General features: G+C 66.4%; 19 protein-coding genes and 1 pseudogene. 8 read left to right on the top strand and 12 right to left on the bottom strand.

All coding sequences use genetic code 11. The features are described 5' to 3' along the window. Window positions 1-78: 78 nt before the first annotated feature. The 3 genes from JOD62_RS13140 to JOD62_RS13130 are packed head-to-tail and all read left to right on the top strand — an operon-like array spanning window position 79 to window position 5,752. Complete coding sequence (locus JOD62_RS13140; RefSeq protein WP_204939699.1) at window positions 79-819, top strand: hypothetical protein; 741 nt, start codon at window positions 79-81, stop codon at window positions 817-819. Further along, a complete protein-coding gene (locus tag JOD62_RS13135) occupies window positions 816-2,351 on the top strand; it encodes a DNA polymerase Y family protein (protein ID WP_204939698.1) in 1,536 nt (511 codons plus the stop codon). Before JOD62_RS13140 ends, JOD62_RS13135 begins: the two co-directional genes overlap by 4 nt. Further along, window positions 2,351-5,752: an error-prone DNA polymerase gene (locus tag JOD62_RS13130; RefSeq protein ID WP_204939697.1), complete on the top strand. Its 3,402-nt coding sequence runs from the start codon at window positions 2,351-2,353 to the stop codon at window positions 5,750-5,752. The genes JOD62_RS13135 and JOD62_RS13130 overlap by 1 nt, the downstream gene beginning before the upstream one ends. A gap of 16 nt (window positions 5,753-5,768) precedes the next feature. Here the strand turns inward: JOD62_RS13130 and JOD62_RS13125 are convergent, their stop codons facing one another. Next, window positions 5,769-6,155, bottom strand: coding sequence for a hypothetical protein (locus JOD62_RS13125; RefSeq protein ID WP_204939696.1), 387 nt, complete (start codon window positions 6,153-6,155; stop codon window positions 5,769-5,771). A 376-nt stretch (window positions 6,156-6,531) separates the two neighbouring features. Between JOD62_RS13125 and JOD62_RS13120 the strand changes: the two genes are divergently transcribed. Further along, window positions 6,532-6,813 (top strand): metal-sensitive transcriptional regulator, encoded by a 282-nt coding sequence (locus tag JOD62_RS13120; RefSeq protein WP_204939695.1) that lies wholly within the window; start codon window positions 6,532-6,534, stop codon window positions 6,811-6,813. Here the strand turns inward: JOD62_RS13120 and JOD62_RS13115 are convergent. Continuing rightward, window positions 6,746-8,086 carry an MFS transporter gene (locus JOD62_RS13115; protein ID WP_204939694.1) on the bottom strand — a complete coding sequence of 447 codons (1,341 nt, stop codon included), beginning with the start codon at window positions 8,084-8,086 and terminating at the stop codon, window positions 6,746-6,748. The two genes, JOD62_RS13120 and JOD62_RS13115, sit on opposite strands and share 68 nt — an antisense overlap. Window positions 8,087-8,171: 85 nt before the next feature. On the opposite strand from JOD62_RS13115, the gene JOD62_RS13110 reads away from it, so the two are divergent. Beyond that, window positions 8,172-9,014: a LysR substrate-binding domain-containing protein gene (locus JOD62_RS13110; protein ID WP_204939693.1), complete on the top strand. Its 843-nt coding sequence runs from the start codon at window positions 8,172-8,174 to the stop codon at window positions 9,012-9,014. Here the strand turns inward: JOD62_RS13110 and JOD62_RS13105 are convergent, their stop codons facing one another. From JOD62_RS13105 to JOD62_RS13090, 4 genes are all read right to left on the bottom strand, one after another. After that, the gene (locus JOD62_RS13105) at window positions 9,015-9,464 is read right to left on the bottom strand and encodes a YybH family protein (RefSeq protein WP_204939692.1); all 450 of its coding nucleotides are present in this window, start codon (window positions 9,462-9,464) and stop codon (window positions 9,015-9,017) included. A gap of 41 nt (window positions 9,465-9,505) precedes the next feature. Beyond that, window positions 9,506-10,165 (bottom strand): NADPH-dependent F420 reductase, encoded by a 660-nt coding sequence (locus JOD62_RS13100; protein ID WP_204939691.1) that lies wholly within the window; start codon window positions 10,163-10,165, stop codon window positions 9,506-9,508. Continuing rightward, complete coding sequence (locus tag JOD62_RS13095; protein ID WP_204939690.1) at window positions 10,162-11,217, bottom strand: LLM class flavin-dependent oxidoreductase; 1,056 nt, start codon at window positions 11,215-11,217, stop codon at window positions 10,162-10,164. The genes JOD62_RS13100 and JOD62_RS13095 overlap by 4 nt, the downstream gene beginning before the upstream one ends. Before the next feature lie 96 nt (window positions 11,218-11,313). Further along, entirely contained in the window at window positions 11,314-12,156 is an 843-nt protein-coding gene (locus tag JOD62_RS13090) for a hypothetical protein (protein ID WP_204939689.1), read from the bottom strand. 188 nt (window positions 12,157-12,344) lie between these two features. On the opposite strand from JOD62_RS13090, the gene JOD62_RS13085 reads away from it, so the two are divergent. Beyond that, window positions 12,345-12,632, top strand: a complete 288-nt coding sequence (locus JOD62_RS13085) for a helix-turn-helix domain-containing protein (RefSeq protein WP_204939688.1) — start codon at window positions 12,345-12,347, stop codon at window positions 12,630-12,632. Window positions 12,633-12,658: 26 nt separating this feature from the next. Here the strand turns inward: JOD62_RS13085 and JOD62_RS13080 are convergent, their stop codons facing one another. Beyond that, window positions 12,659-13,207 carry a hypothetical protein gene (locus tag JOD62_RS13080; protein ID WP_204939687.1) on the bottom strand — a complete coding sequence of 183 codons (549 nt, stop codon included), beginning with the start codon at window positions 13,205-13,207 and terminating at the stop codon, window positions 12,659-12,661. 66 nt (window positions 13,208-13,273) lie between these two features. Here JOD62_RS13080 and JOD62_RS13075 point away from each other — a divergent pair, with 66 nt between their 5' ends. After that, window positions 13,274-14,737 carry a SulP family inorganic anion transporter gene (locus tag JOD62_RS13075; RefSeq protein WP_204939686.1) on the top strand — a complete coding sequence of 488 codons (1,464 nt, stop codon included), beginning with the start codon at window positions 13,274-13,276 and terminating at the stop codon, window positions 14,735-14,737. Between the two features lie 51 nt (window positions 14,738-14,788). Then, window positions 14,789-15,478, top strand: a complete 690-nt coding sequence (locus JOD62_RS13070; RefSeq protein ID WP_204939685.1) for a CPBP family intramembrane glutamic endopeptidase — start codon at window positions 14,789-14,791, stop codon at window positions 15,476-15,478. A 47-nt stretch (window positions 15,479-15,525) separates the two neighbouring features. On the opposite strand, the gene JOD62_RS13065 is transcribed toward JOD62_RS13070, so the two are convergent. From JOD62_RS13065 to JOD62_RS13050, 5 genes and pseudogenes are all read right to left on the bottom strand, one after another. Continuing rightward, window positions 15,526-16,353, bottom strand: a complete 828-nt coding sequence (locus tag JOD62_RS13065; protein WP_204939684.1) for a GIY-YIG nuclease family protein — start codon at window positions 16,351-16,353, stop codon at window positions 15,526-15,528. Between the two features lie 148 nt (window positions 16,354-16,501). Then, window positions 16,502-16,780 (bottom strand): annotated as a pseudogene (locus tag JOD62_RS14930) (hypothetical protein); the annotation flags it as partial. Between the two features lie 56 nt (window positions 16,781-16,836). After that, window positions 16,837-17,631 carry an ABC transporter permease gene (locus JOD62_RS13060; protein WP_204939683.1) on the bottom strand — a complete coding sequence of 265 codons (795 nt, stop codon included), beginning with the start codon at window positions 17,629-17,631 and terminating at the stop codon, window positions 16,837-16,839. Further along, entirely contained in the window at window positions 17,628-18,347 is a 720-nt protein-coding gene (locus JOD62_RS13055) for an ABC transporter ATP-binding protein (RefSeq protein ID WP_204939682.1), read from the bottom strand. The genes JOD62_RS13060 and JOD62_RS13055 overlap by 4 nt, the downstream gene beginning before the upstream one ends. Beyond that, window positions 18,344-18,703, bottom strand: a complete 360-nt coding sequence (locus JOD62_RS13050; protein ID WP_204939681.1) for a hypothetical protein — start codon at window positions 18,701-18,703, stop codon at window positions 18,344-18,346. The genes JOD62_RS13055 and JOD62_RS13050 overlap by 4 nt, the downstream gene beginning before the upstream one ends. Between the last annotated feature and the right edge of the window lie 47 nt (window positions 18,704-18,750).

Genomic DNA, 18,750 nt, shown 5'->3' with positions numbered 1-18,750 from the left:
CGGCATCCAATGTCTGATCTACGAATTAGCATCACCGCACGACTTGATTTATTCGAACATATTTTCGAGGATGGTGTGATGAGACTCGGCAGCCTTTCTGCGCAGGACAGCGCGGCACCTGGCGACGTGGCACGCGAAGAAGCACGTGCCGCCGATGTCCTTCGGCTGCGTCGCGAGATCGGCCGCATGCAGCGACGACGCAGCGACAGCCCGGTCGTGCCGATCCCCTCCGCACTGCGCGGACTGCTCCCCGGTGAGGGGCTGCAGACCGGGAGCGCATACTCCCTCTCCCCCTCACCGAGTCTGGTCTGCGCCCTGCTGAGCACGGCGTCCCAGCGAGGCTCCTGGTGCGCCGTCATCGGTATGCCGACGCTCGGTCTCGAAGCCGCCGCGGGGTTCGGCATCGACCTGGAGCGGCTGATCCTCGTCCCCGACCCCGGCGAGCGCTGGTTGGCCGTCACCTCAGCCCTCGCAGAGGTCGTACCCCTGATCGCCGTGCACCCCGGTTCTCGTATTCTCGGCGCTGAGGCCGCCCGACTGCAGGCACGGTTGCGTGAACGCGGCAGCACGCTCCTGGTCACCGGCCCCTGGCCGCAGAGCGAGGGACGGCTGCGCATCCACGACCCGCAGTGGCAGGGGATCGGCGAAGGATGGGGCCTCCTCTCCGAACGGGTCGTGACCGTGACGGCGCAGAGCAGACAGGACCCGCATCCGCACAGTGTCCGCGTCCGCCTTCCCGGCCCTCTCGGCACGATCGAAGCTCTGCCGCAGACAGATGCCGTCGTCACTCCGATCTCCCGATGGGCGGCCATCGCATGAACGCCCCGCTGCGCGTGCTCGTGCTGTGGTTCCCCGACTGGCCATTGCGCGCGGTTCTCGGCACCCCCGCACCGCATCCGCCGACCGCTCTTCTGCGCGCAGGCATCGTCACCGCGTGCACCGCCTCTGCGCGCGAACACGGGGTGCGGACAGGACAGCGTCGTCGCGCCGCACAAGGCGCATTCCCCGCGCTGACCCTGCTCCCACATGACCCGGTGCACGATGAACGCGCGTTCCACCCCGTACTGAAGACGCTTGAGCGTCTCTCCCCCGGAGTCTCTCTGCTGCGACCAGGGCTCGCTGCGCTGCGTGCGCGTGGGATCGCCCGCTATCACGGCGGCGAACTCGAAGCAGGCATCGCCCTCAGGGAGCAGCTGGCCGAGAACGGCTACCCGGAGGTGCGCATCGGCATCGCCGACGGTCCCTTCACCGCGGAGCTGGCTGCTCGCAGCGCCGGCCCCGTCACGGTCATCCCTCCGGGGAAGGCACCGGAGTTCCTGTCACCGATGCCCCTGCAGGTGCTGCGCGACGAAGAGCTCACAAGTCTGCTCATCCGACTGGGCGTGCACACGCTCGGCGAGTTCGCCGCGCTGCCGGGCCATGAGGTGCGGGCGCGACTGGGCGATCGCGGCGCACGGCTGCATGCGCTGTCGGGCGGATCCGACTCCCGCCCGCTCACCCCGGTCGAGATCGATCCCGAGCTCGCCCGAGAGATCGAGTTCGACGAACCTCTCGGGCGTGCAGATCAGATCGCCTTCGCGGTGCGACAGACGGCCGATGCCGTGACGGTCGCGCTCGGACTCGCGTCTCTCGTGTGCACCGAGGTGCGCATCGATCTGACCGACGCCGACGACCGGGTGCACTCCCGTACCTGGCTGCATCCCACCTGCTTCGATCCCGGTGATCTCGTCGACCGGGTGCGCTGGCAGCTCGAGGCGCTGGCGGCGGAGTCCACGACGGAGACGCCTGACGACGCCCACGCGTTCGGGGGCATCCTCGTCGTGCGCATCACCCCCACCGCCGTCGACGATGCGGCGCATCACCAGCCCGGGCTCTTCGGTTCCGGTACCGACGAGCGCCTTCACCATGCCGTCTCCCGCGTGCAGACGATGCTGGGCCATCACGGGGTGCTGACCGCTGAGGTCTCCGGTGGGCGTTGGCTGGCCGACCGTCAGCAGCTGACGCCCTGGGGTGAGCGCGCTGTTCTCGAACGCGACCCCACCCGCCCCTGGCCGGGGAGCCTTCCTGATCCCCTTCCCGCAGAGGTCTTTCGTCCGCCTCGTGCGGTGACCGTGCTCACCGCACGAGGCACGGTCGTGCAGGTCACTGAGCGCAACGACCTCACCGAGCCTCCGGCGCAGATCGAGGGGGCCGCCGTGCGGGGCTGGGCGGGACCCTGGCCGCTGCACGAGCACGGCTGGGAAGACACAGGGCGCGCTGGCCACCGCCTGCAGATCGTGGATGCCGAGGGGCGCGCCTGGCTGGTGTTCCACTCCGGCGAGCGCTGGTGGGCAGAGGGGAGGTACAGCTGATGGGATGGCATAACCCCCCACAGAGCTGGTCCGAGCTGGAACGAATACTGAGTGCGACGCCGGACTCCCCGGGTGGCTCGAGTGCGGAGCCGCGCAGCCCACGGGAACCCCCTGCCCCCATCAGCCGCACTCGACCGAAGCCGTTACCCGAGAGTGTGCAGCGGCCAGACGATGCCGTGCCCTATGCCGAGTTGCACGCGCATTCCTCGTACTCGTTCTTGGATGGTGCATCCTCGCCGGAGGAGCTGCTGAGTGAGGCAGAGCGTCTCGGCCTCACCGCCCTCGCCCTCACCGATCATGACGGCTTCTATGGGGCGGCGCGCTTCGCGGAGGCGGCAGAGCTCGGCGGCGTCCAGGTGCAGACCGTGTTCGGTGCCGAACTGTCCCTGGGGTTGCATGCTCCCCAGCAGGGTGTCCCCGATCCTGATGGAACGCATCTGCTGGTGCTGGCCCGAGGATCAGAGGGGTATCACCGTCTCGCCGGAGCGATCACTCGCGCACAGCTGCGGGGCGCAGAGAAGGGCCGCCCGGTCTACGATCTCGACGACCTGGCCGCAGCGGCCGACGGGCACTGGACCATCCTCACCGGATGCCGCAAGGGCAGCGTGCGGCAGGGGTTGCAGCAGGGTGATGCCGCGACCCCGCTGCGACGCCTGGTCGACGTCTTCGGCGCCGACCAGATCGCCGTCGAGCTGATGGATCACGGGAATCCGCTCGACACCCGACACAACGACACCCTGGCGGGCCTCGCGCGGGAGCTGCGTCTGCCTGTCGTCGCGACGAACAACGTGCACTACGCCTCTCCGGCGCAGACCCGTCTCGCCGAGGCGGTCGCCGCGGTGCGGGCACGGCGCAGCATGGATGACCTCGACGGCTGGCTTCCGGTGCACGGCACCGCGCATCTGCGCTCCGGACAGGAGATGACGTCCCGTTTCGCCCGGTACCCGGGGGCGATCGCGCAGACGCTGCGCATCGCGGCTGACTGCGCCTTCTCTCTGCGCAAGGTGCGTCCGGCTCTCCCGCAGGTCGAGCTGCCCGAGGGGCAGACACCCATGGGACATCTGCGTGCGCTGGTATGGCAGGCGGTACCCACGGTGTATCCCCGGCTCGACGATGAGGGCAGAGCACGTATCGAGAGAGAGCTCCGCGTCATCGAGGAGAAGGACTTTCCCGGGTACTTCCTGATCGTGCACGACATCGTCGCCGAGGCACGACGGCGGGGCATCCTGTGCCAGGGACGAGGTTCTGCGGCGGCGAGCGCGGTCTGCTACCTGCTCGGCATCACCGCGATCGATCCGATTCGCTATCGCCTTCCGTTCGAGCGCTTCCTCGCGACGACCCGTGAGGAAGAGCCCGATATCGATGTGGACTTCGACTCCCGCCGCCGGGAGGAGATCATCCAGTGGGTCTATGGGCGTTATGGGCGCGAGCGTGCGGCACAGGTGGCGAATGTGATCCAGTACCGCCCGAAGAACGCGGTGCGAGACATGGCCCGCGCGCTCGGGTATGCACCGGGGCAGCAGGATGCGTGGTCTCGGCAGGTCGACGGGTGGAGCGCAGGGCTGGAGGCCGCCGACGACAATGACATTCCCGCCGATGTCCTCCGCTATGCGAGCGATCTCCTGAAAGCGCCGCGCCACCTCGGCATCCACTCCGGGGGGATGGTGCTGACCGCTCGACCGGTCGGTGAGGTGGTGCCGGTCGAGCATGCGCGAATGGAGAACCGCACCGTCATTCAGTGGGACAAAGACGACGCTGCCTGGATGGGGCTGGTCAAGTTCGATCTGCTCGGACTCGGGATGCTCGCGGCCTTACAGCACTGTTTCGACCTGATCGCCGAGAGCACGGGTGAGCGGTGGACACTGGAGTCCATCCCCAAGGAAGAGCCCGCCGTCTTCGACATGCTCTGCCGCGCCGATTCCATCGGAGTCTTCCAGGTCGAGTCCCGCGCGCAGATGGGACTTCTCCCCCGGCTTCAGCCGCGGTCGTTCTACGACCTGGTGATCCAGATCGCCCTCATCCGCCCCGGCCCCATCCAGGGCGGCGCCGTGCATCCTTTCGTGCGCCGCAAGCTGGGAGCCGAGAAGGTGACCTACGCGCATCCCAAGCTCGAGCCGATTCTGGAGCGCACCCTGGGCATTCCGATCTTCCAAGAGCAGCTGATCCAGATGGCGACAGCGCTGGGCGACTGCACCGCAGATGAGGCCGATCTTCTGCGTCGCGCGATGGGGTCAAAGCGCGGCCAGGAGAAGATCGAGCGCATCCGCACGAAGCTGTACGAGGGGATGAGCCGGCACGGGCTGGACGAGGCGACCTCCGATCGCATCTACGCGCAGATCCAGGCGTTCTCGAACTTCGGCTTCGCCGAGTCGCACTCTCTCTCATTCGCCCTGCTGGTGTATGCGAGCTCCTGGCTCAAGCTGCACTACCCGGCGGCATTCCTCGCCGCTCTCCTGAGAGCGCAGCCGATGGGCTTCTACTCCCCTGCCTCGCTGACCGCGGACGCCCGGCGACATGGGGTGCGGGTGCTCCGACCTGATCTGCATGCGTCGGGGGCGACGGAGACGCTGGAGGCGATTGCGGATGCGCCGGGCCCGACCGGTCTCGCCTTCTGCACCGAACCCGACCAGCCGCCCGTCCCTCTGTTCGACCGCGACCTGCCCGACGACTCGTCGGCACATCGCCGCGATGGCGGATATGCGGTGCGGATGGGCCTCAGCGGAGTACGCGGGATCGGCACGAAGCTCGCGGAGCGCATCGTCGCCGAGCGAGAGGCGCACGGCGTCTTCCGCGATCTGCACGACCTTGTGCGACGCACGGATGCCACCGCCGCGCAGGTGGAGGCGTTGGCGACCGCAGGAGCCTTCGACTCACTGGGGCTGCAGCGACGCGAGGCGCTCTGGCTGGCGGGCGCTGCCGCGCAGGATCGCGCCCAGTATCTGCCCGACACCACGATCTCGGTGCAGCCGCCGCTGTTTCCGGATCAGTCGGGCTATGAACGACTCGCTTCCGACCTCTGGGCGACGGGGCTCTCCACCGACGACCATCCGCTGTCGCACTTCCGGTCAGCGTTGCAGGATCGCGGCGTGGTGAGCGCCGACCTGTTGCGAACGCACGAGGTGGGGCGACGCATCGAGGTCGCAGGTCTCGTGACGCATCGGCAGCGCCCGGCGACGGCCGCGGGGATCACCTTCCTCAATCTGGAAGACGAGCACGGCCTGGTGAATGTGGTCTGCTCCGCGGGCGTGTGGAATCGCTATCGCAGAGTCGCTAGGGATTCTCCGGCGCTCATCGTGCGCGGAATCCTCGAGCGCTCTCCCGAGGGGGTGATCAACGTCCTCGCCGATGCCTTTGAAGATCTCCGCACCGGGCTCAGCCACCAGTCCCGTGATTTCCGCTGACAGCGGCAGCGCAGACCTACCAGAAACGCTCTTCGGGCTCTGGTGGCGGCCGGTCCGCGCCGCCCCAGCGGTCGGCTTCGGCCTTGGCGGCATCCGCGGCGGCATCCGCTCCGCGCAGCGCCGCCTTGGCTCCCAGCGCGCCGGGCGTGAACGGATCGATCAGGAGAAGAGTCTCCCCCGCGTTCCCCGAGAATCGGATGCTGCACTGCAGCACACGCCCCGTCCAGATGACCGCGTCCGCGGGGCGATGCTCATCCCACCGGTGCTCCACTCCTGTGTCGAGGTCGACGATCGTGTGGATGCGCACACCCGCAGCGCTATCAGCGGTACTGCTTTCGCTCACTTCGACGCGGTGCCCGAGGGGGATGCTGACGGTGCCGTTCAGCAGGATGCTCCTGTCCATGCTCCCACCATACGAGTCCGGCACCCGACGGCACAGGGGCGGGGTCACCGAGTGCGGAAACTCCGTAGCGCGCCGATGGCAGGTTCAGGTGCTCAGCGACCGAAGAGGCGCGCGAAGAAGCTCGGTGTGGCGTTCTTCGCCGCGGCGATCTGCGCGGCGGAATGAGTGCCGTTGCACCATTCGCCCGCGGGCACCGTGGCCTTTACGGACTGCACATGCTGGCCACAGCCCGCCCAGGTGGTCTTTTTGCAGGTCCGGCATGTGGTGGGACGGCACATTGTGTCGCTCTCCTTCTTCAGATACTCCAGGGGGTATGCGCAACTATACCCCAAGGGGTATCCTGGTCAGGACTCCACCCCATCGACAGGAGACGACGATGACCACCCCCACCACGTCCTTCGCGCACGACGCCGAAGCCAAGCGCAAGGTGCTCAACCGTCTGCGCCGCGCACACGGTCAGCTCAACGCCGTGATCGAGGCCGTCGACAGCGAGCAGAGCTGCCGCGACATCGTGCAGCAGCTCTCTGCCGTCTCCAAGGCGCTCGACCGAGCCGGCTTCCTCGTGATCTCCAGTGCGCTCAAGGAATGCCTCACCGATCCCGAGACCGACGAGCTCGCGACCGACGAACTCGAGAAGCTCTTCCTCTCGCTGGCCTGAGCCGCCGTCCGTCCCTGAGGCACCGGAACCACACTCCGAAAGAGACGACGACGAGCACGACCCCCGTGATCAGGAACGTGATCTCACCACCGAGAGCCACGACCGCCCAGCCTGTGAGCATCGCCCCCACGAGCTGTCCGCTCGTCGCCGCCATAAGGTACAGCGAGACGACCCGACCGCGAATCGCCCCATTCGTGGACAACTGGGCAAGCGACTCGTTGCCGATCATGAACATGATGCGTGTGATGAAAGCCGCCACAAGAGCGATCGCGAAGACGCCGGGCGCAGGTGCGAATCCCGTCACCGCCCAGATCATCCCGGACACTCCCAGCAGAAGCGCGTTGTCCTGCAACCGCAGTCGACGACGCCGCGCCGAGACGAGGCTGCCCACGAAGGCCCCGATCGCCGCGATCGCCTGAAATCCGCTGTACCCCGCAGCCCCCAGATCGAACCGCTCGCGTGCGGCCCATGCCATGAGCACCGAGCCGGTGAGCCCGAACAGCGCCAGAGTGAAGATCAACAGGATGCACGCCATGATCTCCGGCTTGCGTCGCACGTAGCGAAGCGCTTCAGCGACCTGCCCTCGCCGCGCAGGGACCTTCGCCACCCCGAAGAGAGAGTCACGGCGGACGGTCAGCAGAACAGCGATCCCTGCCAGCAGGAAGAGCGTCGCAACGATCAGCGCGCCGCCGACATCGATCCACAGGATCAGGATGCCGGTGAGCGCAGCCCCCGCGATTCCCGAAAGCTGACCGACCGCGGCGTTCAGGCTCAGAGCGTTCGAGAGGCGCCACGTACCCACGACCTCGACGACGAGAACCGCGCGGCTGGGCCCCTCGAATGCTGCGCTCAACCCGATGAGCAGAGAGCTCAGCAGGATGAGGCCGACCGTCTGCTGGCCGAACAGGGTCGCTAGCGCCAGCAAGGCGACGGCCACCACCATGAGGGACTGTGTCGCCAGCACGGTCATGCGGGCATTCAGCCGATCTCCCAGAAGACCGCCCCATGCACTGAGTGTCACGACCGGCACGAGCTGCGCCGCGACGACCAGGCTGACCAGAGCAACGCTGCCCGTGAGCTCGATCATGAGCCAGTCGCTCGTCAGTCGAGCCAGCCACGCACCGCTTGAGGCTCCGATGAAGCTGAGGATGTACCTGCGGTAGTTGCTCCCACCGAGCGCGATGAAAGTATCGCGGAGCGCGGGACGATGAGTGAGGTTCGGAAGGGGTTCGGTTACGGGGTGCGGCACGGCGTCTATGCCTGGATGCGACATGAACGCAAATCTACGGCGACCGCAGTAATTTAGCGACGAGATAGAAGTGATATCAGTCATTGGCAAACCCAATAGGCTGTCCAGCATGTACGAGACCGAGTTGCTGCGTTGCTTCGTCGCTGTGGCTGAGACGAAGAGTTTCTCTGCCGCGGGTCGCCAGCTCGATGTCAGTCAGCCCACGGTGAGTCAGCGCATACGGCGACTTGAGGCGCAGATCGGTCGGGTGCTGTTCTCTCGGGACACGAGACACGTCTCGCTCACCGACAGCGGTGAGGCGCTGCTCGGCTTTGCACGACGCGCACTGGCGGCGATCGACGACGCGCACGCGCATTTCGCGGGACCGGCGGAGCGCACCCGCGTGCGCTTCGGAACAGCGGATGACCTTGCGCTGACGCACCTTCCCGAGATTCTTCGGGACTTTCGGCGCAAGAACCCGCACGTCGATGTCGAGATCACCGTGGGTCAATCCGCGGCGATCTTTCGACGCCTCAAAGCCGGAAACCTCGACCTGGTCTACGTGCGGCGAGAGCCGGGCATTGCGGAAGGACGGGTCGTCCGTCGCGAGCAGCTGGTGTGGGCGGCGCATCCTGCGCTCGTCTTCCACGCGGATGAGCCCGTGCCTCTGGTCACCTACCCTCGTCCCAGTCCGTCACGAGCAGCCGCCATCGAAGCTCTCGAAGCACCGAAACGGCAGTGGAAGCCCACCTGTACCGCACGCGACATCACGGGAATCCTGGCCGGCGTCCGAGCGGGACTCGGCGTCGCCGTGTTCCCGGAGACGCTCATGCCCGCCGATCTCGTGCGGGTCGACAGCCAGTTCAACCTGCCGCCCCTCGGCGCGCTCGATTTCGCGCTCCTCGACAATCCCGCGGCCCCCCGCCGTCCGATCGAGGCGTTGAGCGCCGCGATCGTCAGCAGCATCTCGTAGTTAGTCCAGCGACCGGTAGTAGATGCTCGAGCGCCCCTCTGGCGCATTGATATGCGTCTGCGTGTTCGGCACGACGTCCGTGTTCTGCGCGGCGACGGTGATCCACGATTCCGCCCGTCGTTCCAGCACGAAGGTGAAGATTCCCTCGCGCTCCCCCGCCGGCGCTCCATCGGGCGCCACCTGACCCACGAGGTGCCAGCGCGCCTGCACGACAGCACCGGCGTCTCCGAGCATCCGCAGTCGGGGCTTGCCCATCGTGATGGTGGAACCCGGGAAGATCGTGGTGAAGCCAAACTCGTGCGACACCCGGATGCTCTCCCGGTCGTGCCACCAGAGGCCGACGACGTTCACGAACTCCGCATCCTCCGCGAAGAGCAGGGAGAGCGCATCCGCATCGGCGCTGTTCCACGCATCCTGCCAGCGGGCGACGACTTCTTCGGGTGCCTTCATGACCGTCTCCTCACGGTTGACCGGTGTGCCCAGCCTAGATCTCAGACGTAGGCGACGCCGAGCACCTCGGCGAGCTCTGCGCCGGCAAGATTCGCCCCGAATCCCGGATGCCCCGGCTGCAGACCGCGACTCGCTGCCAGCGGTCCGATCACGAGCGCATCGAAGCCGAAGGCTTCCACGAGAGAGACCACCGCGGCGACGTCGTCGGCGTCGTCTCCGGAGACGGCGATCGCCTTGCGGCTCGGATCTCCCGAGCGACGCGGCCCATCATGCAGGTCGTGGTAGCCCATGTGGTTGAACGCCTTCACCACACGCGCGTTCGCGAGGAACGATTGCACGATCTCGCTCGTCGTCGTTTGCGGGTCGTCAAGGTCGTCACGAATGCCGTCCGTCTCCCACCAGTAGTTCATCGCGTCGATCACCAGCTTCCCGTCGAACAGGTCGGCGGGAAGTCGAGTGAGCTTGCCGAGCGGAAGGGCGAGGATCACGACATCCGCGTCTCGTACGACATCCGCAGCCGCCATCGCCACCGCACCCGGCGTCAGTACCTCGACGGTGAGCGCGATCTTCGCGGGGCTTCCGGAGCCGGCGATCAGCACCCGGAATCCTGCGGCGAGCGCGAGCTTCGCGAGCACCGTGCCCACCTTGCCTGCGCCGAGAATCCCGATGGTCGGGGCGGATGCTGCGCCCTTCCCGCTCACGACGAGCTGCCGCCTTCCGCAAGAAGCTCTCGCACCATCGGGATCACCTTCGTGCCGTAGAGCTCGACGGAGCGCAGTCGGGCGCTCGCCGGGATCGCGCCGCCGCTGTAGATCATGTCGAAGCGTCCGACATCGAGGGTGCGGATCGCGCTGGCGATCTTCCGCGCGACCGTCTCCGGCGATCCGATGTAGAGCGAGCCGTGCGACGCTTCCGACTCGAACTCACGGCGGCTCATGGGCGGCCAGCCGCGCTCGGCACCGATGCGGTCGCGCATCGCCTTGTAGTCGGCATACACGGTCTCTTTGGCGAGCTCATCGGTGTCGGCGATGAACCCGGGCGAGTGCAGTCCCACGGGGTACGCCGTCGTCTCGAGCTGCGCGGTCGCCCGGCGGTAGAGGTCGACGTACGGCGCGAAACGATCCGGGGATCCGCCGATGACGGCCAACATGAGACGGAACCCGTACTGTGCTGTGCGGATGACCGACTGCGGCGAACCGCCGACTCCCACCCAGGTCTTCAGACGCCCGGACTCGGTCTTCGGGAACACGCCGGCGTCATGAAGCGGCGCACGTGTCGTGCCCTGCCAGGTGACGGGCTTCTCATCGAGGAGCTTGTGGAAGAGATCGATCTTCTCTTCGAAGAGCACCTCATAGTCGGCCAGGTCGTATCCGAAGAGCGGGAACGACTCGGTGAAGGAACCGCGCCCGAGGATGACCTCCGCGCGGCCGTTCGAGAGCGCATCGACGGTCGCGAAGCGCTGGAACACACGGACGGGGTCGTCGGACGAGAGCACGGTGACCCCCGAGGCGAGCGTGATGTTCTTCGTCACGGTGGCGATACCGGCGAGCACGGTCTCGGGCGTCGAGATCGCGAACTCGGGACGATGGTGCTCCCCCACGGCGATGGCGTCGATGCCGACCTGATCAGCCAGGACCGCCTCTTCGACCGTTGCGCGGATCGCCTGCGCGTAGGACACGAGTTCGCCGTTCGCATCGCGCGGCAGATCGCCGAAGGTGTCGATCCCGAATTCGATGCTCTGGATGTCGCTCATCTGCGCCTGTCCTCCTGAACCACGCTCACTTAGTTGATACATCAATTATGCATCAGGATCGGTGTCAGGGCGCCGCCATCAGCACAGAGGGACGCTCTACCGCGTCGCCCCCACAGTCCGCTGCGCGAGCCTGTCGATGGTGTGCTGGATCTTCTCGACGCCGACGTTTCCGCAGCCGACCAGCGTGAGACGGCTGAGCGATTCGAGGTCGTTGATCACCTCGATGTTGCTGATCTTCGTGCAGTACTGCAGGTCGAGGCGTTCGAGACGGGGCAGCATCCGCAACCCGGAGATGTCACCGAGGTTCCTGAGGTTCTTCACCTGCAGCGCGGTGAGGTCGGAGAGCGCCCCGATGCCGTCGAGAGTTGTCAGCTTCGTTCCGCCGTGCAGACCGAGGCTGTGCAGCGGTCGTGCCGCGAGCATCTCGAAGATCTCCTCGTCGGTCGGCACGAGTTGCAGGTGGAGGCCAACGAGCGGGAGGGAGAGGGCCTGCCGCAGGGTGCGAAGGGACCGGTCTGGTCGAAAGGACAGACTCTCGAGCAGCGGAAACTGCTCCTCGTCGAACCGCAGCTCGCCGACGACGGTCAGTGCGCGCAGGTTCGGCAGCGTGATGCGCGGCCAGTGCAGCGTCTTGCCGTCGTCGATCAGCACCCGGATCTCGCTCAGCTGAGAGGGAAGGTCTCCCTCTTTGAGCTGCGTGATGGCGGCGCTGACAGCGCTCGATCCACTAATCGTGAGCGACTGGAGCGCTGACATCGCGCTCAGGATCTCGGGCAGCTCCAGAAACGGGTCCGCGTGCGGTGCCCAGAGCTGCGCGGTGGTGATCGTGGACAGATGCGCGAGATCTCTCGGCTGGTCGACGACGACGACCTCACGTGCCCGGCTGATGCCCCGAAACTCCGACTCGTTTCGCTGGCGCAGCAGCACGGTTCCTGTCATGGCCCCATACAAGCGCAGGCGGCCAGGGCGGTGAAACGCTCGGCACGAAAGGGTCACACAGCTGCATCCGAGCCGGAGACGGCCGTCCCCCTGTCTCTCCGTTTCGCGCATGCACGCATGGGTGTTCCACCGGTTTTGTCCGGTCGATCGCACGGCCGACGCCCCGCAGGCCTGCCTACACTCGGGGCATGCTGCGCCGCACACAGGATTTCCGAGGTCTCACGCAGCGCCGCCGCCTGCGGCTGCTGCAGTCGATCCAGCGCGGGCCAGGGCGCCGCGCGGGCGAGATCGCCTCGGAGTGCGGCATCCCTCTGAACACCGCGCGCGATCACCTGCGTGTGCTGGAGAACGACGGGCTGATCCGCAGTGAGACGGTGCATGTCAGTACACGGGGTCGGCCGCCGATCATCTTCTACCCGGTGCGCGAAGCGACCACGAGCGAGGCCCCGCGAAACGAGGCATCCACCCTCGAGTAAGTCCCCCGCCGTCTGCCGGTGGCGGCTCAGAGACGCGCCGGGGTGAGTGGTTCGACGTCGACACAGTCGGCGGGCGCGCTGTGCGCGTTCGCGCGCTCTCGAAGAAGGGGCAGCGCTTCTGCGAGGCTCCCTCCGAGCAGGTGCAGCGCGTTGAGTCCCCGCGATTCCCACACCGGAAACTCGCCGTCTCGCCGCCGCGCCGACGTATCCCAGAGCAGCGCGTCGCCGTTCTCGCTCCACCCGAAGACGCGCAGCGAGGCCGGGGTGCCCCAGGTGCCGTCGGGTTCGACCATCCAGTCGAACTCCTCGCTCTGCCCATCGAGGTAGCTGTCGAGGAAGCGAGCCGTGAGGTTGTCGGCCCGCTCGCGCCCATCCGCGTATCCGGGAAGCACAGGTGGATAGATGAGCCAGAGCCCGAACGTCCGCGCCCATCCGCACTCGCGGACGAACGCCTGGTACGACGGCGGATAGCCGAGGCCATCGGGAAAGCGAAATGACTCCAGCGCCGCGAAATCGATGTGGGCGATCGAGGCGTCGCCGTTGCCGATCGTCAGGCGGAAGTGCGCGTCGGCCATGGCCTCATCTTATCCGCAGTGCCCCGAGCAGGGAGAACCCGCGCAGTGCTCCCGTAGGGTGGATCGGTGAGTGCATCCCCGACGACCCTGCAAGCTCTGCGGAGCCCCCGACTTCTCCTCACAGAAGTGCTCGCGGGCATCGTCACCACCCTCGCGCTCATCCCCGAGGTGATCTCGTTCTCGGTCATCGCGGGCGTCGATCCCAAGGTGAGTCTGATCGCCTCGGTCGTGCTCGCGATCTCGATGTCGATCCTCGGCGGCCGCCCGGCGATGATCACGGCCGCGGCCGGTGCCGTCGCTCTCGTCGTCGCCCCTCTCGTGCGCGAGCACGGCGTGGAGTATCTGCTGCCGACCGTCATCCTCGCGGGGATCGTGCAGATCCTCTTCGGTGTGACGGGACTCGCACGGATGCTGCGGTTCATCCCTCGCTCGGTCATGCTCGGATTCGTCAACGCTCTCGGCATCCTGATCTTCGCCGCCCAGATCCCGCACCTGCTGGACGTGCCATGGCTCGTCTACCCGCTCTTCGCGCTGACGATCCTCATCGTGCTGGGTCTTCCGCGTCTGACGACCGCGGTGCCGGCACCGCTCGTGGCGATCGTCGCGGTGACGGCGATCACGCTCATCGCGCATCTGAGCGTGCCGACGGTCGGAGACCAGGGCGCGGTTGCAGGCGGCCTTCCCGGGATCACTCCCCTGCTCGTACCGCTGAACCTCGAGACGCTCGGGATCATCGGTCCCACCGCCCTCAGCGTCGCCTTCGTCGGGCTGCTGGAGACGCTTCTGACGGCGAAGCTCGTCGACGACATCACCGACACCAAGTCGCACAAGGGACGCGAGTCGTGGGCGCTGGGTGTGTCGAACATCTTCGCGGGACTCTGGGGTGGGATCGCCGGCTGCGCCATGATCGGCCAGACCGTCGTCAACGTGAAGCTCGGACGCGCACGCACCCGCATCTCGACGTTCGTCGCGGGCGCCTTCCTGTTGCTTCTCGTGACCGTGCTGAGCGATGTGATGGAGCAGATCCCGATGATCGCGCTCGCCGCGGTGATGATGGTGGTCGCGATCAAGACGGTCAATCTGCACAGCATCCGTCCGTCGACTCTGAGACGGATGCCGCTGTCGGAGACGGCCGTGATGGTCGTGACGATCATCGTGGTCGTGACGACGAGCAATCTTGCGATCGGCGTCGGCGTGGGCGTGGTGCTCGCAATGGTGCTGTTCGCGCGCCGCGTCGCCCATGTCGTCACGGTGTCCCGTGCGGTGGGCGAAGACGCGGTTTCGTACACCGTGCGCGGGCCGTTGTTCTTCGGCAGCAGCAACGACCTCGTCGAACAGTTCTCCTACGCCGACGACCCGGCCTCGGTGACGATCGACCTCTCCGCCGCGCAGATCTGGGACGCCTCCACCGTCGCCGCCCTGGATTCCGTGCAGGCGAAGTATGTCGAACACGGTATCGACGTGCGGATCACCGGGTTGGATGAGCGGTCGACGAAGTTCCATGGGCGGTTGACGGGGACGCTGGAATAGTCGGCCGCGCGCTCGTTCTCGTCGATCGCGCCCCTCTCCTAGGCTGTGTTCATGCTGCCTGCCGCGACTCGTCCTTCCGTTGTCGGATGGCCGTGGTTCCTCGGTCTCTATCTCCTGTTGACGTTGTGGATCATTCTCGGACGCGCGCTGGTGCCAGAGGCGCTCTTCGCCGGGATCAAGAACAGCGGGTACGTGGCGGTGATGCTCGTGGGCGTGTGGATGTTCCGTGACGCTTTCACCAGGAGCTGGCAGACGACGAGAAGACGCCCCTTCCAAGCCCTCGCCATGGTGGCGGTGGCGATTGCGCTCATGGGCGTGGCATCCGCCGTGAGTCAGGCGGCCATCCTCGTCGTCGGCTCCTCGGAGCCTGGCGCGAACCAGTCGGCGATCTCCTCCGAAGTCCTCGCCGCATCCGCCTCGCTCTTCGCGGCATTCCTCTTCGTGGGGCTTGGCGGACTCGTCGCCCCTGTCGTCGAAGAACTCGTCTTCCGGGAGATCCCGTTCGGTCGGCTTCGTCATGTCATCTCAACGGGCACCGCGATGATCCTGTCCTGCCTCGTGTTCACAGCCATTCATATACGCGGGTGGGACGAATGGCCGCTGATGCTCCTCTATGCCGGATATGCCGTGGCGCTGGCATCCGCGTATCTCCTCTCTGGGCGAAACCTCCTCGCATGCATCACTGCGCATGCGCTGTGGAACGGGATCGGCCTCGTGTTTCTTCTTGTCTCTGCGCGTTGATACCGGACAGCACGGAGGGTCGTGGACGGGTCTGAGGCCTGCGGATTTCAGTTCCTGTTGTGCCCGAGGGCCCTGGAGAGCAGCACGCTCTTCCAGTAGGTCTCGCGGTCGATCACATGCTGGTCATCGGTTCGCATCGACCAGAACTCTAGGAGGGCGAACCGCATGTTTTTGCGGAAGTAGTCCTCTCCCGTAGCCGCCAGGTGCGCGTGGAGCCCGACGTTGCCACCGTGGAGAGTGAGGGCGTAGCTCGACCAGCGTTGCCAGATCCCGGTGTCGCCGTATGCAGAGCCCACGTACGGTTCGCCGGTCTCGGCGTCATGGATCACATAGACGCCCTTCATGTGCTCCAGGGCGATTCGCCAGTCTGGCCGCCCTTGCCTGACGATTGCCTGGATCTCAGCAAGCGAGTGATTGATGCGGTCATGCCCCGGGAACGGATCACCGCCGAAGGGCTCCTCCGTGATCAGCGCCACAGTCATGTCGTGGAGGCACGCCTCCATGTTTCGACGGCGGTTGCGACCTGCAAGCGCCACCCGCACGTAGAGCCTCTTCGTATACGGCCCCATGAGGTCCTCACGAAGAGCTACGTCGTAGGAATGCTGCCGCGGCTCGGGACGACGGCCCACCACTTCCCAGATGCCACCAAACAGCCACAACGTCGGGTCATGTTTGTCTTGTGCCAGCGAGAAGATGAATCGCCGGTTGAAGTCGTCATTGACGTTGCGCCAGGTGTTCCAGCGCTGCCATAGCTCGGGATCATTGCCGAGGGCGTCGATCGGATGGGACTCACCATTGAACACCGCGAAATGAAGCTTGCACGTGAGCGGGTCGAAGTCCGGCGGTAGCAGCGTTGCAAGCGAGATCGGCCCCATAGTCAAAGGCTACTGGTGGGGGCGAGGAGGCGTGGTTTATGCCGCGAATCAGCCGATAGCGTCGCGACTGACACTCCTGTGAAGACGCGACACCGCGGAGGATGCGAAAGAGGCCCGGAAGCTCGCGATTTCCGCGTGATTCCGAGCCTCACGATAGTCGGGCTGACAGGATTTGAACCTGCGACCCGGCGTGTTTGGGCTGGACGTTGGTGACGTGTTTTCGCAATCGGGACGCCGGGGGCTGCTCGCCTGCTCCCGAGTGGCGGGGGAGGTAGTTGCAACGGATGTTCCGGACCCCGATTGCCGTTGAGTGAACGTCCTCGCTCGTGATATTTCGGGCATAGAGCAGCTCTTCGGCCAGGATCCGCTGGTAGCGCTCCACCTTCCCGTTGTGCCGAGGCAAGCACAGGTTTCGTCGTTCCCAGCGTGTCGCTCCCCGACCGTATGCGGGACGCACTCGCGCCGCTGGATGCTACTGCCTCGTCACCTGAGGTCTCGGCGAAGAGGAACGAGTATGGCCAGAAGACCAGCGACGCCCGCGTAGGCGAGCAGGATGAAGGCTCCCATCACCGGAGACGCGAGGGAAGCAGCTCCGAGGGAGGTCTGCTCGGCCAAGGCATCCGTGAGGAAGGAAAAGCTCGTCAGCGAGGCCGTCGCTCCGCCCGGCAGGAAGGGATACAGAGAGTTCACACCGGGGATCGTCATGAGCACGAACTCGAGAACGTAGAAGTAGCCGAGCACGACGGCGATCGCGACCAGCTGGTTGCGGGCGAGCGCGCCGATGCTGACCCCGAGCACCATGTACACGGCAGCCGCAAGCGCGAGTTGGAGCAGCGGGACCACGAGCTCCCCGACCGGGACCGGAATCGCGACTCCTCGCGCCGCGGCACCCGCGTATAACGCCACTCCGGATGCGGCCGAGCAGATGATGCCGTAGCTCAGACCGAGAAGCGCATAGACGACGAGCTTCGCACCGAGCACTCGCCCACGTCTGGGCGCTGCGAGAAACGTCGTGCCGATGGTGCGGTGCCGGTACTCGGAGGTGACGGCGATCGTGCCGATGAGAGCGGGCACGAACAGCAGCACAGCAGGAAGGCCGAGCACGATCTCGACACCTTCGACGGTGTCGAGCCCGGGCATCGGCGGGGTCGCATTCTCAGGGCCGATCAAGGCGAGGGCACCCGTCAGCAGCATCCCGCACGCCGCCGCGAGAAGGATCGTCCAGAGCGCAAGGCGGAGCGTGACGAGCTTGATCAGCTCACCGTGGATCAGTTTCACAGCGGTGCCCCTTCCTGTGTGGCGCGAAGGAACACGTCCTCCAGTGAATCCCCATTCGAGCGAAGTTCGCAGAGCGGCCCCATTCGCGTCACTCGGCCTCGATCAATGAGGACGACGTCGTCGGCCGTCTGCTCGACCTCGCCGAGCACGTGACTGGACAACAGGACAGTGCGACCCGACGCCGCGAAAGTCCGCAGGAACGTCCTCAGCCACACAATGCCGGCGGGATCCAGACCATTCGAGGGCTCGTCGAGCACAAGGATCTCCGGATCCCCGAGAAGCGCGGTCGCGAGCGAGAGGCGCTGACGCATCCCGGTGGAGAACGTGCCGATACGACGATCGGCGAACTCGGCGACGCCGGTCTCTTCGAGCACCGCATCGACGCGTTTCGAGGAGAGGCCAGAGAGCGCGCTATAGGTGCGGAGGTGCTGCCGGGCGGTCGTTCTCGGGTGCGCACCGGCGATGTCGAGCACCGCTCCGACGAGCCGGGCCGGACGACGGTGGTCTTGATAGCGCTTGCCCAGAACGAGCGCTGTCCCTTCGGACGGACGGATCAGGCCGAGCAGCATGCGCAGCGTGGTGCTCTTTCCGGCGCCGTTCGGCCCGAGAAAACCGGTGACGCGCCCCGGCGCCGCACTGAACGTCGCATCCGCGACGGCGTCGACAGTGCCGAAGCGCTTGGCGAGCCCCGTGATCTCGATCGGTGCGACGCTCATCGGGCGACGCTCCCGTAGATCGCCTGCGCGATGCTGCCCGCGTCTTCAGTGCTGAGCAGGATCTCATCGAACCCGGTTTCGCCTCTGACCGTGCTCAGCCGCAGCAGCGGCACGCCGCGTTTCATCGAGACCAGCCGACGCACCCCGGAGGGATGCGTGAAGGTACCGAGCTTGCGGTAGCCCGACACGACGAGCCCTGAGCGCATGCCCAGGATCTCCGACGTCCAACCGGGCTCGACCCGAGCTGACAGGAGGGCGGAGATCGGCACGCGCAGGAAGCCCCGGCCGGCCATCGTCGCTTCCCAGCCCGGGAATCGGATGTCCACTCCCTCTGGCCCGTAGCTCACCTGCGTCATCGCGCTCACCTCTGCTTCAATGGTTGTTGTCGTGATGAGAACATTAT

This window comes from Microbacterium keratanolyticum (genome assembly GCF_016907255.1).
Classification (GTDB): Bacteria; Actinomycetota; Actinomycetes; order Actinomycetales; family Microbacteriaceae; genus Microbacterium; species Microbacterium keratanolyticum.
This window is presented reverse-complemented; position numbering and strand designations above follow the sequence as displayed.

Bases quoted from the DNA above. Each gene is read 5' to 3' on its own strand.
- JOD62_RS13090 (WP_204939689.1), bottom strand. From the start codon at position 12,156: ATGACAGGAACCGTGCTGCTGCGCCAGCGAAACGAGTCGGAGTTTCGG.
- JOD62_RS13095 (WP_204939690.1), bottom strand. From the start codon at position 11,217: ATGAGCGACATCCAGAGCATCGAATTCGGGATCGACACCTTCGGCGAT.
- JOD62_RS13110 (WP_204939693.1), top strand. From the start codon at position 8,172: ATGTACGAGACCGAGTTGCTGCGTTGCTTCGTCGCTGTGGCTGAGACG.
- JOD62_RS13130 (WP_204939697.1), top strand. From the start codon at position 2,351: ATGGGATGGCATAACCCCCCACAGAGCTGGTCCGAGCTGGAACGAATA.
- JOD62_RS13085 (WP_204939688.1), top strand. From the start codon at position 12,345: ATGCTGCGCCGCACACAGGATTTCCGAGGTCTCACGCAGCGCCGCCGC.
- JOD62_RS13050 (WP_204939681.1), bottom strand. From the start codon at position 18,703: ATGACGCAGGTGAGCTACGGGCCAGAGGGAGTGGACATCCGATTCCCG.
- JOD62_RS13105 (WP_204939692.1), bottom strand. From the start codon at position 9,464: ATGAAGGCACCCGAAGAAGTCGTCGCCCGCTGGCAGGATGCGTGGAAC.
- JOD62_RS13080 (WP_204939687.1), bottom strand. From the start codon at position 13,207: ATGGCCGACGCGCACTTCCGCCTGACGATCGGCAACGGCGACGCCTCG.
- JOD62_RS13120 (WP_204939695.1), top strand. From the start codon at position 6,532: ATGACCACCCCCACCACGTCCTTCGCGCACGACGCCGAAGCCAAGCGC.
- JOD62_RS13115 (WP_204939694.1), bottom strand. From the start codon at position 8,086: ATGTCGCATCCAGGCATAGACGCCGTGCCGCACCCCGTAACCGAACCC.
- JOD62_RS13065 (WP_204939684.1), bottom strand. From the start codon at position 16,353: ATGGGGCCGATCTCGCTTGCAACGCTGCTACCGCCGGACTTCGACCCG.
- JOD62_RS13135 (WP_204939698.1), top strand. From the start codon at position 816: ATGAACGCCCCGCTGCGCGTGCTCGTGCTGTGGTTCCCCGACTGGCCA.
- JOD62_RS13070 (WP_204939685.1), top strand. From the start codon at position 14,789: ATGCTGCCTGCCGCGACTCGTCCTTCCGTTGTCGGATGGCCGTGGTTC.
- JOD62_RS13055 (WP_204939682.1), bottom strand. From the start codon at position 18,347: ATGAGCGTCGCACCGATCGAGATCACGGGGCTCGCCAAGCGCTTCGGC.
- JOD62_RS13125 (WP_204939696.1), bottom strand. From the start codon at position 6,155: ATGGACAGGAGCATCCTGCTGAACGGCACCGTCAGCATCCCCCTCGGG.
- JOD62_RS13140 (WP_204939699.1), top strand. From the start codon at position 79: ATGAGACTCGGCAGCCTTTCTGCGCAGGACAGCGCGGCACCTGGCGAC.